The following is a 14,190-nucleotide window of genomic DNA, read 5'->3' on the forward strand; positions in this document are numbered from 1 at the left end:
TACAATGCGTGATGGTTTTGCTTGGCTTGAGAAACATTTTTATCAAGTCAAAGATACTAAAGATCAGCAACAATATGCTGCAGTGATTGATCAACTACAAATATTTATAGATAAATATCGCAATGTAATAGATGTAGAAGAACAAGTTCTGGTAGCTAAGGCATTAGAATACCAACTGATATTATATGTTTTGAATGATCAACAAGAACAAGCTGAACGTGTTGAAAGTATTCTTAATGAAGAGTTTTTTGGTATTCATAAGATTGGCAAAGCGATAGATGTTAATCCAAATGCACCTGTTACTAATGGCAAATTAAATCTCCCTAGTAATTTACTAGATATGAATCGTTTAAAACAATTTGCTATTAAACAAAAAGGCATAAGTAAATCAAAATTATTAGGTTGGGTTTTAAAAATAGCGGGCTTATTATTAATAGCTTTAGCGGCATGGTTGTTTAGTATTAATTGGATTTGGACGCCACTGATTATTGGGATTGGAGGTGTGTTTTTAAGTAGTATTGGTACACAAGTCACTAATGTTGTAAATCGCTTTTTTAGTACCATTACCTTTAATTTAGGTACTATTATTCCAGGTATTGTTATCAAAGTTGAAAAAGAAAGGTACCAAGCTATTTTTATGGCGCCTTTGATGAAAACAAAAGATCAGGCACCACGTTGGGCAGTCAAAGTGGTTACTTTTAAAAAAGCATTGGGTAAGTTTAAAGAAGGCAGTAGGCTAGCAGGGGTTTGTATATTTGGACAAGAACCAACTGAGTACTATCAAGATTTTATAGCCAATCCAGTGTGTTTAGGTTATCGTAACGAACTGATACCCTTTAAGGCTAAACAAGTTATTCGAGCAGAAGATTGGCAACGTTTAGAGAGTGTGGTTGAAGCTTTTAAGAATAATGCTAAAGATTTATTAATTGTAGATCAAGATTTACAGAAGATTAGTTAATTAGTGAGTAATAAAAAAGGTAGCAAACTAGCTACCTTTTTTATTATCTATCGTCTATTTATTTTGCTCTCTAGCAATTGCTTGATAACCAATATCTTTACGATAGAAGCAACCATTCCAATTAATTTTGTTTGCTAATGAATAAGCATTTTGTTGAGCTTCTAGCACTGTATTACCCAGTGCAGTTGCACAAAGTACACGACCACCATTAGTAACTACTTTTCCTTCTTTTAAGGCTGTGCCTGCATGGAATACTTTACCATGATCACTGGTAGCTTGTTGCAAGCCAGTGATTTCATCACCCTTTGCATAGTCTGAAGGATAGCCTGCGGCAGCTAAAACAACACCTAAACTACAACGCTGATCCCAATTTGCTTCAATGGTATTTAATTTATTAGCTAAAGCTGCTTCTACTAAATCCACTAAACTTGATTGTAAACGGAGCATAATAGGTTGTGTTTCAGGATCACCAAAACGACAGTTAAACTCGATAACCTTTGGATTACCTGCTTTATCAATCATTAACCCTGCGTAAAGGAAACCCGTGTATACATTACCTTCTTTGGCCATACCACGCACAGTAGGATAAATAACTTCATCCATCACGCGTTGATGTACTTCTGCAGTGACTACAGGGGCAGGGGAGTAAGCGCCCATACCACCGGTGTTGGGGCCTGTGTCACCATCACCTACACGCTTGTGGTCTTGGCTAGTTGCCATAGGTAACACATGTTCACCATCAACCATCACAATAAAGCTGGCTTCTTCACCTTCTAAAAACTCTTCAATAACAACACGAGCACCTGCATCACCAAATGCATTACCAGAAAGCATATCTCTAACAGCTGCTTCTGCTTCATCAAGTGTCATTGCCACAATAACACCTTTACCAGCAGCTAATCCATCTGCTTTAATAACAATAGGAGCGCCTTTTTCTTTTAGATAGGTAAGGGCAGGTTCAATTTCAGTAAAATTTTGATAACTAGCGGTAGGAATATGATGACGTGCTAAGAAATCTTTAGTAAAGGCTTTAGAACCTTCTAATTGCGCAGCTTCAGCAGTTGGGCCAAAACATTTTAAACCACGTTGTCTAAATAAGTTTACCACACCTTTTACTAAGGGAGCTTCTGGCCCAACAATGGTTAAATTAACATTTTTCTCTGCAAAATCAGCTAGTTTTTGTATCTCTAAAACATCAATAGCCACATTTTCACATTTATGTTCAATCGCTGTACCTGCATTGCCTGGAGCAACAAATACTTTTTCTACTTGTGGGTCTTTTGCTACTTTCCAAGCTAAGGCATGTTCACGACCGCCACTGCCTATAATTAATACATTCATTGTCTAGCTCCTATTAGTGACGGAAATGGCGCATTCCTGTAAAGACCATAGCAATACCTGCTTCATCAGCGGCATCAATCACTTCTTGATCACGCATTGACCCACCTGGTTGAATAACTGCTGCAATACCTACATTGGCAGCATTATCTATACCATCACGGAAAGGGAAGAAGGCATCACTGGCCATTACCGCACCTTTAACTTCTAAGCCTGCATGTTCTGCTTTAATGGCAGCTATACGGGCAGAGTTAACACGGCTCATTTGACCAGCACCAATACCTACTGTTTGACGATTTTTAGCATAAACAATAGCATTGGATTTAACAAATTTAGCTACTTTCCAAGCAAAAATAAGGTCATGAATTTCTTTTTCTGTGGGTGCGCGCTTAGTAACGACTTTTAAGTCGTCAGCAGTGATCATACCATTATCACGGCTTTGCACTAATAAACCACCATTTACACGTTTATAATCCCATGCTTGTGGTCGCTGTTCAGGCCATTCACCACATTCTAATAAACGTACATTGTTTTTTGTTGCAACAATAGCTTTGGCTTCTGCGGATACTTTAGGTGCAATAATAACTTCTACAAATTGGCGTTCAACAATTGCCTTAGCTGTTTCAGCATCTAACTCACGATTAAAAGCAATAATACCGCCAAACGCTGATTCTCTATCAGTAGCAAAGGCTAAATCATAAGCTTTAAGGATACCACCTTCATTTTCTGGTACTACTGAAACACCACAAGGGTTGGCGTGTTTGACAATTACACAGGCAGGTTTTACAAAACTTTTAACACATTCTAGAGCAGCATCAGTATCAGCGACGTTGTTATAGGAAAGTTCTTTACCTTGTAGCTGTTTTGCAGTAGCAATACTTGCCTCTACTGGATTAGCTTCTATATAGAAAGCAGCTTTTTGGTGAGGGTTTTCACCATAACGCATTTCTTGTGCTTTAATAAATTGGCTATTAAAGGTTTGTGGGAAATCCGCGCGATTATTCGTGGTTAAGGTATCTGTTTGCTGATTAATTGTTCCAAGGTAATTGGCGATCATGCCATCATAGGCTGCAGTATGTTCAAAGGCTTTTAAGGCTAAAGCAAAACGTTGCACATAAGTTAAACCGCCATGTTTTAGGCTATCAATCAACGCAGAATAATCTTGGTGATTTACTACAATAGCAACATCTTTATGGTTTTTAGCAGCACTACGTACCATTGTTGGGCCACCAATATCGATATTTTCAATGGCAGTGGGTAAGTCACAGTCGGCTTTTGCTACAGTAGCTGCAAATGGATAGAGGTTAACAACAACCATATCAATAGGATCAATTTGATGTTGTTGCATTATTTCATCATCTGTACCACGACGACCTAAAATGCCCCCATGTATTTTGGGATGCAGGGTTTTTACACGACCATCCATCATTTCAGGAAAGCCAGTATACTCTGCTACTTCTTTGGCATTAATTGCATTATCTTTTAATAACTTATAAGTACCACCTGTAGATAAAATTTCTACATTAAGTTCACTAAGTTGTTTGGCAAATTCAACAATACCCGTTTTATCGGAAACACTAATAAGTGCACGACGAACAGGAAGACGCATTGTTTGGTCAGTCATGATCAGTCCATCAAGTTAGAAGTTATAATTTATGAAAATTAAAGTAAATTATATTGCTTTAATTTTTTGCGTAATGTACCACGATTCAAACCCAAAAGTTCTGAAGCTTTACTTTGATTACCCTTAACATATTCCATAACAGTAGCAAAGAGGGGGGCTTCAACTTCTGATAAAACTAAATCATAAAGATCGGTGGTATTTTGCCCATCAAGCTGAGCAAAATAGGTTTGCAGTGCTTTTTCAACGCAGGAACGTAGCGTTTGACCTTCTGTGTAGTTTGTACTGAGTGGTACAGCTTTATGCACAGTACTTGTTACCATCTGTCTAAGTCCTTCATGTTTATCATGTTGTAAGTAGTTCATTGAGTAAAAATATTTTTAATGTAGGAATATTGTTCTTGCGCGGATTCTAGTTGATTAAATTGATGTTTAAAAACTATACCTTCGGGTAGGTAAGACAAGTACCAACCCATATGTTTTCTTGCAATCCGCATTCCCATCGCTTCACCGTAAAGGGTGTGTAAGGCAGCTAAATGCTCTAACATTACTTGCTTTCTTTCTGTAAAGGTAGGGGAAGAATAATGTTGCCCAGTCTCTAAAAAATAATTAATTTCCCTAAATAACCATGGATTACCTTGCGCGGCTCTACCAATAAGTAAAGCATCTGCTTTTGTATAGTTTAATACAAATTGCGCTTTTTCTGGAGAAGTAATATCACCATTTGCAAAAATAGGTAAGCTAACTTGCTGTTTTATTTCAGCAATAGTATCGTATTCAGCAGCTCCAGTATATAAGTCTGCACGCGTTCTACCGTGTATTGCGATAGCTTTAATGCCAGACTGTTCTGCTATTTTAGCAACAGTAATGGCATTTTTAGTTGAGCTATCCCAACCAGTACGCATTTTTAAGGTAATAGGTACATTAACAGCTTTTACTACTGCTTGCAAAATGCCTTCAACCAATTTTTCATCTTTCATTAAGGCGGAGCCTGCAGCTTTATTACAGACTTTTTTAGCAGGACAACCCATATTAATATCAATAATTTGTGCACCTAATGCAACATTGGCTTTAGCTGCATGAGCCATTTGTTCTGGATCAGTACCAGCAATTTGTATGGCTCTAGGCTCAAGATCATCTTGATGAGGTAAGCGATGCTTTGATTTATTACTTTTCCATAAACGCGTGTCACTTGTTACCATTTCGGACACGGCTAATGCTGCACCGAAGCGGCGACATAGCATACGTTGTGGGCGATCAGTTATACCTGCCATAGGTGCAAGTATAAGACGGCCATCTAATTGGTAACAACCAATGCGAGGAAAAGTAGCAGTCATTATTTAGAGGGGATAAATAATAAGAGGATGTATCATACTGGGTTTAGCGTGGGGAATAAAGCTAAAATATAATAAAATTAACAAAATAACAAAGCAGATAGAGGTTTCTATCTGCTTTATATTAAGTATGATTATTTGCCTGTTAAAGTTCTGTACTGATGTTCTGCTTCATCAAAGCGTTTTAACATATGTTCTGTAGGTTTAGTTAGTTTACTGCCTACAATAATAGCAATAATACCTAATATGAAACCTGGCACAATTTCATATAAATTAAACCAACCATACTGTTTCCAAACAAGTACTGTCAGAGCACCTAGAATCATGCCTGCTAGTGCACCTTCTTTGGTCATATTACGATAGAATAAAGAAAGTAGAATCACTGGGCCAAAAGCTGCACCAAAACCTGCCCACGCATAACTAACCATGCCTAGCACTTTTGAGTTAGGATCTCTTGCTAACCAAATAGCAACTACAGCAATCAGTAATACCATAACGCGCCCCACCCATACTAACTCTTTTTGGGAAGCGCCTTTGCGTAAGAATGGTTTGTAGAAATCTTCAGTTAAAGCACTGGAGCATACCAATAACTGGCAACTTAATGTACTCATTACAGCTGCTAAAATACCTGATAATACAATACCTACTATCCAAGGATTGAATAGCGCTTTACTTAATTCAATAAAGATATATTCAGAGTTTTTAGCAACCACAGCTGCACCTGATAAGTCTGGGTTATTTGCAAAGTAAGCAATACCAAAGAAGCCTGCTGCTACAGCACCGCCTAGACATAAAATCATCCAAGTCATACCAATACGACGTGCATTAGGAATATTTTTTACTGAATCAGCCGCCATAAAACGTACTAAAATATGAGGTTGACCGAAATAGCCTAAGCCCCAAGCAGCTAGAGAGATTATAGCAATAGTTTTAATTAAAGCTGTATCTCCTTTCACCGCAAACAAGTCAAACACATTAACATTTTCTCTTACTGAGTTAATAGTTTGAACTGTTGTATTCCAATCTGATAAAGAAATAATAACAAAAACTGGGGTGAGTAATAATACAAATAGCATTAACGTGGCTTGTACGGTATCTGTCCAACTTACAGCAAGGAAACCACCAATACAAACATAGATAATAGTGGCGGTTGCACCTAGTAACATAGCAATATTATAAGGAGATAGACTAGTACCAATAATATTATTGATGCTATCTGCAAGTGGTGCTAAATTGAATAGGCTTTCAAAAAGCCTAGCACCTGCAACAACGCCTGATGCGCAATAAAGAGTAAAAAAGATTAAAATGATAAGTGCTGAGAAAATACGTAATAAACGAGTATGATCATCAAAGCGCGCTGTAAAGTAATCAGGTAAGGTAAGGGCATTATGGTTATGCTCTGTATGAACTCGCAATCTACCTGCTACCAATAGCCAATTAAGCCAAGCACCAATAGTAAGTCCAATGGCAATCCACGCTTCTGATAAACCTGATAAATAAATAGCACCTGGCAAACCCATTAATAACCAGCCACTCATATCAGATGCACCTGCTGAAAGTGCTGTTACTAAACTGCCTAAACTTCTTCCCCCTAAAATATAATCATCAAAACTTTTAGTAGAACGATAGGCATACAGCCCAATTATGATCATTAAAATAATGTACAGTATAAATGTTACTGTGGTTTGATAGTTTGCTGACATGCAGGTGTTACTCCTGATTATTTTGTAAGTATAAATGGTGTAATAAGGTTGCACCTTTGGTTAACTTAAAGAAAAACTTAATATATTTATTGGTAAATCTAATAATTATCCTAAATATATTATTTAAATTAACCTTACCTTCCTGTTTTATTATTCCAGTTAAATATTTGTAGCAAGAAGTGTGCCTAAAATAGGTGCAACCTTAAAAAATGTAGGTTGCACCTTTTGGCATGGATATTGAATAATAATTATCAATATTTTTATGTTGGGTAAAAATAACACATAAAAGTTATAAACAAAAAGTTAAATAAGCTTTTGGATTCATTTTAATATTTTTTGGAGTTTGACTATGGCTTCAACAACTCTAGGTGTTAAGTTAGATGATGCTGCGCGACAACGTTTAAAAGATGCAGCAAAACGTATTGATAGAACACCTCATTGGCTGATTAAGCAAGCAATTTTTAGTTATTTAGAAAAGATAGAACAGGGAGCATCAATTGATGACTTGCTAGGCGTTCAAGCTAATGCAGAAATAGATGAGTTACCTAATAATAACAATCCTGCAACAGTTGCAACTCAACCATTCTTAGAGTTCGCTGAAAGTATTCATCCTCAGTCAGTATTACGTGCTTCAATTACGGCTGCTTATCGTCGCCCTGAGCCAGAGATTATTCCTTTAATGCTTGAGCAAGCACGCTTTAGCCAGCAAGATGCACAGTCTGTTCATAAAATGGCTTTTGATATTGCCAATAAATTAAGGAATCAAAAAAGTGCAGGTGGCCGCTCTGGTTTAGTGCAAGGATTGTTACAAGAGTTCTCACTTTCATCGCATGAAGGTGTTGCTTTAATGTGTTTAGCAGAGGCACTGCTTCGTATTCCTGATAAACAAACACGAGATGCATTAATTCGCGATAAAATCAGTAAAGGGAATTGGCATCCGCATGTTGGCAAAAGCCAATCAACCTTTGTTAATGCAGCCACTTGGGGACTGTTAATCACAGGCAAATTAACTGCAACCCACAATGAAACAAAGTTAACCAGTTCTTTAAATCGTATTATTAGTAAAAGTGGTGAGCCACTTATTCGTAAAGGCGTGGATATGGCCATGCGTATGATGGGCGAACAATTTGTAACAGGTGAAACCATTGGCGAAGCATTAGCGAATGCAGGTAAGTATGAGGCCAAAGGTTTTAGATACTCTTATGATATGTTAGGCGAAGCCGCATTAACTAAAAAAGATGCGGATAACTACTATATCTCTTATGAGCAATCTATACATGCTATTGGGAAAGCTTCCAATGGCCGTGGCATTTATGAAGGCCCTGGTATTTCCATTAAACTTTCTGCATTACATCCTCGTTATAGCCGTGCTCAATATGATCGAGTAATGGAGGAGTTGTATCCGCAGTTACTGAACTTAACGTTATTAGCTAAACAATATGATGTAGGTATTAATATTGATGCTGAAGAGGCTGATCGTCTAGAGTTATCTTTAGATTTATTAGAAAAACTTTGTTTTGAACCTGCTTTAGCAGGTTGGAATGGTATTGGTTTTGTTATTCAGGCTTACCAAAAACGTTGTCCTTATGCAATTGATTATGTAATAGATTTAGCTCGACGTAGCCGTCATCGGTTGATGATACGCTTAGTAAAAGGTGCTTATTGGGATAGTGAAATTAAACGTGCACAATTGGATGGATTAGAAGGTTATCCTGTGTATACGCGTAAATGCTACACTGATATTTCTTATTTAGCCTGTGCTCGTAAATTATTAGCAGTACCTGAAGCAATTTTCCCTCAGTTTGCTACGCACAATGCGCATACCTTAGCGGCTATTTACCATATTGCGGGTAATAATTATTATCCTGGCCAATATGAGTTCCAATGTTTGCATGGTATGGGAGAGCCACTGTATGAGCAAGTAGTAGGTAAAACGGCTGATGGCAAATATAACCGTCCATGTCGGGTTTATGCACCTGTGGGAACACACGAAACATTGCTAGCCTATTTAGTCCGTCGTTTACTTGAGAACGGCGCTAATACTTCGTTTGTAAACCGTGTGGCAGACCAATCTATTTCCATTAATGAATTAATTGAAGATCCTGTGGAAACAATTGAAAAATTAGCTGATCATGAAGGGCAAATGGGCTTGCCCCACCCACGTATTCCTTTACCTGTAGAGCTTTATGGCGAAGGCCGTGCAAACTCTAGAGGAATTGATCTTTCTAACGAAAACCGTTTAGCTTCTCTTTCAAGTGCTTTATTAAATAGTGCTACTGAAGAGTGGGTAGCTGCCCCCATGTTAGGAGAAGATGTTACTTTAGGTAACGCACAACCAGTAACAAATCCTGCCAATCATAATGATATTGTGGGTAAAGTATATGAAGCAAGCGAACAAGATGTTGCTGTAGCATTGAGTTGTGCTGTAGCTACAGCTCCTATCTGGCAGTCCACACCACCACAAGAGCGGGCAGCTATTTTAGAGCGTGTTGCGGATCAGTATGAATTTGAAATGCAGACTTTAATTGGTGTGATTGTTCGAGAAGCAGGTAAAACCTATAGTAACGCTATTGCAGAGATTCGTGAAGCTGTAGACTTTTTACGTTACTATGCAGAACAAGCAAGAAATGATTTTGCTAATGAATCACATCGTCCTCTAGGCCCTGTTGTGTGTATTAGTCCATGGAACTTCCCAATGGCTATTTTTACAGGTCAAGTTGCTGCGGCATTAGCAGCAGGTAACACAGTTATTGCCAAGCCTGCTGAACAAACTCCATTAATTGCTGCACAAGCTATTCGTATTATGTTAGAAGCAGGTGTACCGAAAGGGGTTGTGCAATTATTGCCTGGTCGTGGTGAAACAGTAGGTTCAAAATTAACCTCTGACTCTCGTGTTAAAGGCATAATGTTTACAGGTTCTACGGAAGTAGCGCAAATTATCAATAAAACTATTGCTGGTCGTTTAGATGATCATGGACATACTATTCCATTGATTGCTGAAACGGGTGGTCAAAATGCTATGATTGTTGATTCTTCCGCACTAGCTGAACAAGTGGTGGTGGATATTGTAGCTTCTGCATTAGATAGTGCTGGACAACGTTGTTCTGCTTTAAGATTACTTTGTATTCAAGAGGATGTGGCTGATCGCACCATTGAAATGTTAAAAGGTGCGATGGATGAAAATCAATTAGGTAATCCAGAGTTATTGTCAGTAGATATTGGTCCTGTGATTGATGCTGATGCTAAAGCGATTATTGATAAGCATATTGAAACGATGCGTAATAAAGGTCGTACAGTTTATCAATCAGCTATCTATAGTAATGCCATCATTAAAAATGGTACTTTTGTAGTGCCTACTTTAATTGAGTTAGAAAGTATTACAGAGTTACAGCGCGAGGTGTTTGGACCTGTACTGCATGTTATTCGTTACAATCGTAAAGATTTAGATAAACTTCTAGAGCAAATTAATAAACTTAACTATGGTTTAACCATGGGTATTCATACACGTATTGATGAAACTATTGCTCAAGTAATTGATAAAGCACATGTCGGCAATATCTATGTAAACCGAAATATTGTTGGTGCGGTAGTAGGGGTACAACCATTTGGTGGTGAAGGTTTATCGGGTACAGGGCCTAAAGCAGGTGGTCCACTTTATATGTATCGTTTATTGGCAACCAAACCAGAAGATGCTGTTGTTAAGTCACTGACCCGTCGTGATGAAGACATTGCGCCTGAAGATATTGGTAAAGCTGGTCGTGAGGAAGTAATAAAAAGCTTCAAAACATGGGCAGATAAAAAAGAATACCTTGGTATTGGTAAACTAGTAGAAGATTTCTATCATCTTGCCCAATCAGGAACCTTACGTATATTACCAGGACCAACAGGAGAGCGTAACAGTTATGAGTTAATAGCAAGACAAGATATTCTGTGTTTGGCCAATACTGAACAAGACTTATTAGTACAATTAGCTGCTGTGTTATCAATAGGAGCAACAGCGTTATGGTCTGATGAATATGCTAAATTGCGTTCTCAACTGCCAGAAAAAATACAGCGACATGTGAAATTTATTGCAGATTGGAAAAAACCTGAAAGCCATTATGATGCAGTGCTATATCATGGTGATTGTGACCAATTAGCAGAAGTTTGCCGTATTGTAGCTAATCGTAAAGGTGCTATTGTTAGTGTGCATGGTTTAGCACAAGGTGAAACTAATATACCATTGGAACGCTTACTAATTGAACGTTCGATTAGTGTAAATACAGCCGCTGCTGGTGGTAATGCAAGCTTAATGACGATTAGTTAATAATTGTTAGAGATAAAAAAACCGTTATGTACTATTTCATAACGGTTTTTTATTACTTAAAAATATGTAATTGAATTTACTTAATACCATTTAACAAATTATGTTCAATAGTACCCATGGATGCACAAGAAAATTTCTCAGTATTATAAGGTTCTGTTGATGAAAATTTAATTTGTTCTTTTTCAACAGGTAACTCTGTGTTATCGGCTTGATTAGTAGATGTTGTGTTACGATTTAATATATAGTCTACATCAATAGTTACAGTACTAACTGCACCTGCTTCTGCCACTTTAGCAGTGATAGTGGCTTCAAGGTCTGTTGTTACTTTGGCGTCGTAATCTTGTCCATTTTTTTCATAAGTATACTCAGTAGATTCAGCATAATTATAAGCGTATTTTTTAGTTACTTTTTCCTTATTAACATAACTACTAGTCACTAAACCACAATCCACATAATTAGCAGGACGGTCTGTTTTAAAAGTAGCAATTATAGTACCTGTTGCTTTATCTGATGATTGAACAGAAAAAACATTATTAAATAATTGATTAAAAGTAGCAGTCCATGCCTTATCTTTAGGCATATTAATAAATTTTTCATTATTAATGGTTACTGGGTCTGGTTGTTTATGGACATAAGAAGTACAGCCAAATAAACTAATCATTATGAGTAAGCTTAAAATATTTTTTTGCATAATTGCATTGCCTAAGTTTATGTTTATGATTATCATACAAAAGTTTTAACCTATTATCCAATTGGATTAGGGTAATATTTCATATTATAGGATAAATTAACTAAAGGGAGTAATTAAAAAGGATTGATATAGCACAAGCAGTAGAGGTATGCATGGCAAATTTTGAAGTGGGAAATGTTGTACAATTAAGATCAGGCGGTCCAAAAATGACAGTAGTTGGTGAACCAAGGAAAGGAGTCTACACTACTGATTCAGAAGTGATCGTAATATGGTTTGATGATAAAGAAAATAAATTTAAATATGATACTTTTATCGCTGCCATTTTAGAAAGGGTATAGTAACTAGATTACCACTATACTTTTAAACCAAATTATCACATCATCTTTATAGATATTATCGTCAAAAGTTCTATAAATATTTAGGGGAAACAATAAGTTATTAGGTTAGAGCAGTGTGCAAGTTTAGCGCTTGGTGCTGCTCATTCACCTAAAACAGTATCCCACAAGACATATAACTTATCTTTTAATTGATAAAAAAAGCTATGAAATAATCCTTTTTGGCGACTTACCCTTACTACAGTAAATAAAATAGCCATAGTAATGTTCCATTATTAGATCAATGTCAATTTTAATGTTATAAACTTTATAAAAAGTTTTATTTTTCTTTTTAACATGCAAGACTTATCTATTCATATAATAACTACGATATACCTACAATAAATAATAACCATTATTATTTTGGTTGCATAAATACACGATTAGGAGAATCTAAATGATTAAATTGCGTAATGGTGAAACGCTTCCTTTAGAAATGCATAAAATAAAAGTTGTACAAAAAACCTATCTTCATCCTATACGGGAGCGGCTCAAAGCCATTACTGAAGCAAGCAACAATACTTTTTTATTGCCCACCCGAAATGTCTTTCTTGATATGCTAACAGACAGTGGCACTAATGCAATGAGTGATCGACAAATTGCAGCCTCTATGATGGCTGATGATAGCTATGCAGGTAGTGAAACCTTTTACCGTTTAAAAGATAAATTAAAAAGTTTTTTCAATACGGAATATTTTCTTCCTGCCCATCAGGGCCGCGCTTGTGAAAATATCATCTCAGAAACCTTTGTTAAACCTGGCAATATTGTTCCAATGAACTATCATTTTACCACCACCTATGCCCATATTGCGAAACGTGGTGGTGAGATTGACGAATTACTAATTGATGAAGGGTTTAAAATTACCAGTGATAATCCTTTCAAAGGCAACATGTGCCCCAATAAATTACAAAAATTAATTGATGAAAAGGGTGATAGAATTGCTTATGTACGTATGGAGGCAGGGACTAACCTTGTTGGTGGCCAACCTTTCTCATTAGAAAACTTAGAAACTATCAGCAATATCTGCAAAACGAATAAAATTATGTTGGTGTTAGATGCTAGTTTGCTTTCTGATAACCTCTATTTTATTAAAGTTCGTGAACCTCGTGCAAAAGACATGTCAACTCAGGCAATTGTGCATGAAATTGCTAATCGTTGCGATATTATCTACTTTTCAGCAAGAAAACTGGGCAGCGCTCGTGGCGGTGGAATTTGTTCAAACAATGAACAACTTATAAATCAAATGAAAGAGCTTGTACCACTTTATGAAGGATTTTTAACCTATGGTGGCATGTCAACTCGAGAAATGGAAGCTTTGGTAGTTGGGCTTGATGAAACATTAGACTTAGATATCATCTCCCAAGGCCCCATGATGATTAACTACATGTCAAAAGAATTGATTAAACGTGGTGTGCCTGTAATTACACCATCAGGAGGGTTAGGCTGCCACCTAGACGCAAAAGAGATTGTTAGTCATGTTCCACAGTCAGAATATCCTGCTGGAGCATTAGCAGCGGCTGTTTACCTGATTAGTGGTATTCGTGGTATGGAGCGAGGAACAATGTCTGAGGCTAGAAAGCCAGATGGTACAGAAACACTTTCCTCCATGGAATTATTACGTTTAGCAATACCAAGACGAATGATGACACTTTCACAAATCCAATATGCAGTTGACCGTATCCATTGGCTCTTTGATAATCGTCACTTAATTGGTGGTTTAGAATTTTTTGAAGAACCAAAAATCATGCGCTTTTTCTTCGGCAGACTAAGACCTTTAAGTGATTGGCAAGATAAATTAGTGGCAGCCTTTGAAAAAGATTTTGGCGAGAATGCTCGTTAGTAATACTATTTATTAATGAAAAAGCC

10 protein-coding genes are annotated in these 14,190 nt (G+C 37.0%); 4 read left to right on the top strand and 6 right to left on the bottom strand.

Annotated elements, in window-relative coordinates:
- The first annotated feature begins 4 nt into the window (after positions 1–4).
- Complete coding sequence (locus JHT90_RS07400; protein WP_201095647.1) at positions 5–958, top strand: DUF3239 domain-containing protein; 954 nt, start codon at positions 5–7, stop codon at positions 956–958.
- A 54-nt stretch (positions 959–1,012) separates the two neighbouring features.
- On the opposite strand, the gene purD is transcribed toward JHT90_RS07400, so the two are convergent.
- From purD to putP, 5 genes are all read right to left on the bottom strand, one after another.
- Positions 1,013–2,299 (bottom strand): phosphoribosylamine--glycine ligase, encoded by a 1,287-nt coding sequence (purD, locus tag JHT90_RS07405; protein ID WP_201095649.1) that lies wholly within the window; start codon positions 2,297–2,299, stop codon positions 1,013–1,015.
- A 13-nt stretch (positions 2,300–2,312) separates the two neighbouring features.
- Positions 2,313–3,920 (bottom strand): bifunctional phosphoribosylaminoimidazolecarboxamide formyltransferase/IMP cyclohydrolase, encoded by a 1,608-nt coding sequence (purH, locus tag JHT90_RS07410; RefSeq protein WP_201095651.1) that lies wholly within the window; start codon positions 3,918–3,920, stop codon positions 2,313–2,315.
- A gap of 38 nt (positions 3,921–3,958) precedes the next feature.
- Positions 3,959–4,240 (bottom strand): DNA-binding transcriptional regulator Fis, encoded by a 282-nt coding sequence (gene fis, locus JHT90_RS07415; RefSeq protein WP_236254070.1) that lies wholly within the window; start codon positions 4,238–4,240, stop codon positions 3,959–3,961.
- 38 nt (positions 4,241–4,278) lie between these two features.
- On the bottom strand, positions 4,279–5,253 hold the full coding sequence (gene dusB, locus JHT90_RS07420; RefSeq protein WP_201095655.1) for a tRNA dihydrouridine synthase DusB: 975 nt from the start codon (positions 5,251–5,253) through the stop codon (positions 4,279–4,281).
- A gap of 131 nt (positions 5,254–5,384) precedes the next feature.
- Entirely contained in the window at positions 5,385–6,953 is a 1,569-nt protein-coding gene (gene putP, locus JHT90_RS07425) for a sodium/proline symporter PutP (protein ID WP_201095657.1), read from the bottom strand.
- A gap of 349 nt (positions 6,954–7,302) precedes the next feature.
- Here putP and putA point away from each other — a divergent pair, with 349 nt between their 5' ends.
- Positions 7,303–11,259 carry a trifunctional transcriptional regulator/proline dehydrogenase/L-glutamate gamma-semialdehyde dehydrogenase gene (putA, locus tag JHT90_RS07430; RefSeq protein WP_201095659.1) on the top strand — a complete coding sequence of 1,319 codons (3,957 nt, stop codon included), beginning with the start codon at positions 7,303–7,305 and terminating at the stop codon, positions 11,257–11,259.
- Positions 11,260–11,335: 76 nt separating this feature from the next.
- Here putA and JHT90_RS07435 read toward each other — a convergent pair whose 3' ends face one another.
- Entirely contained in the window at positions 11,336–11,950 is a 615-nt protein-coding gene (locus JHT90_RS07435; RefSeq protein ID WP_201095661.1) for a hypothetical protein, read from the bottom strand.
- 152 nt (positions 11,951–12,102) lie between these two features.
- Here JHT90_RS07435 and JHT90_RS07440 point away from each other — a divergent pair, with 152 nt between their 5' ends.
- Together JHT90_RS07440 and JHT90_RS07445 are read left to right on the top strand one after the other, a co-directional pair.
- Positions 12,103–12,288: a YodC family protein gene (locus JHT90_RS07440; RefSeq protein ID WP_201095663.1), complete on the top strand. Its 186-nt coding sequence runs from the start codon at positions 12,103–12,105 to the stop codon at positions 12,286–12,288.
- A gap of 433 nt (positions 12,289–12,721) precedes the next feature.
- On the top strand, positions 12,722–14,164 hold the full coding sequence (locus JHT90_RS07445; RefSeq protein ID WP_201095665.1) for a tryptophanase: 1,443 nt from the start codon (positions 12,722–12,724) through the stop codon (positions 14,162–14,164).
- The last annotated feature ends 26 nt before the right edge of the window (positions 14,165–14,190 follow it).

The sequence above is a fragment of the Entomomonas asaccharolytica genome (genome assembly GCF_016653615.1).
Lineage (GTDB): Bacteria > Pseudomonadota > Gammaproteobacteria > Pseudomonadales > Pseudomonadaceae > Entomomonas > Entomomonas asaccharolytica.

Bases quoted from the DNA above. Each gene is read 5' to 3' on its own strand.
- JHT90_RS07400 (WP_201095647.1), top strand. From the start codon at position 5: ATGCGTGATGGTTTTGCTTGGCTTGAGAAACATTTTTATCAAGTCAAA.
- dusB (WP_201095655.1), bottom strand. From the start codon at position 5,253: ATGACTGCTACTTTTCCTCGCATTGGTTGTTACCAATTAGATGGCCGT.
- putP (WP_201095657.1), bottom strand. From the start codon at position 6,953: ATGTCAGCAAACTATCAAACCACAGTAACATTTATACTGTACATTATT.
- JHT90_RS07445 (WP_201095665.1), top strand. From the start codon at position 12,722: ATGATTAAATTGCGTAATGGTGAAACGCTTCCTTTAGAAATGCATAAA.
- JHT90_RS07440 (WP_201095663.1), top strand. From the start codon at position 12,103: ATGGCAAATTTTGAAGTGGGAAATGTTGTACAATTAAGATCAGGCGGT.
- JHT90_RS07435 (WP_201095661.1), bottom strand. From the start codon at position 11,950: ATGCAAAAAAATATTTTAAGCTTACTCATAATGATTAGTTTATTTGGC.
- purD (WP_201095649.1), bottom strand. From the start codon at position 2,299: ATGAATGTATTAATTATAGGCAGTGGCGGTCGTGAACATGCCTTAGCT.
- fis (WP_236254070.1), bottom strand. From the start codon at position 4,240: ATGGTAACAAGTACTGTGCATAAAGCTGTACCACTCAGTACAAACTAC.
- putA (WP_201095659.1), top strand. From the start codon at position 7,303: ATGGCTTCAACAACTCTAGGTGTTAAGTTAGATGATGCTGCGCGACAA.
- purH (WP_201095651.1), bottom strand. From the start codon at position 3,920: ATGACTGACCAAACAATGCGTCTTCCTGTTCGTCGTGCACTTATTAGT.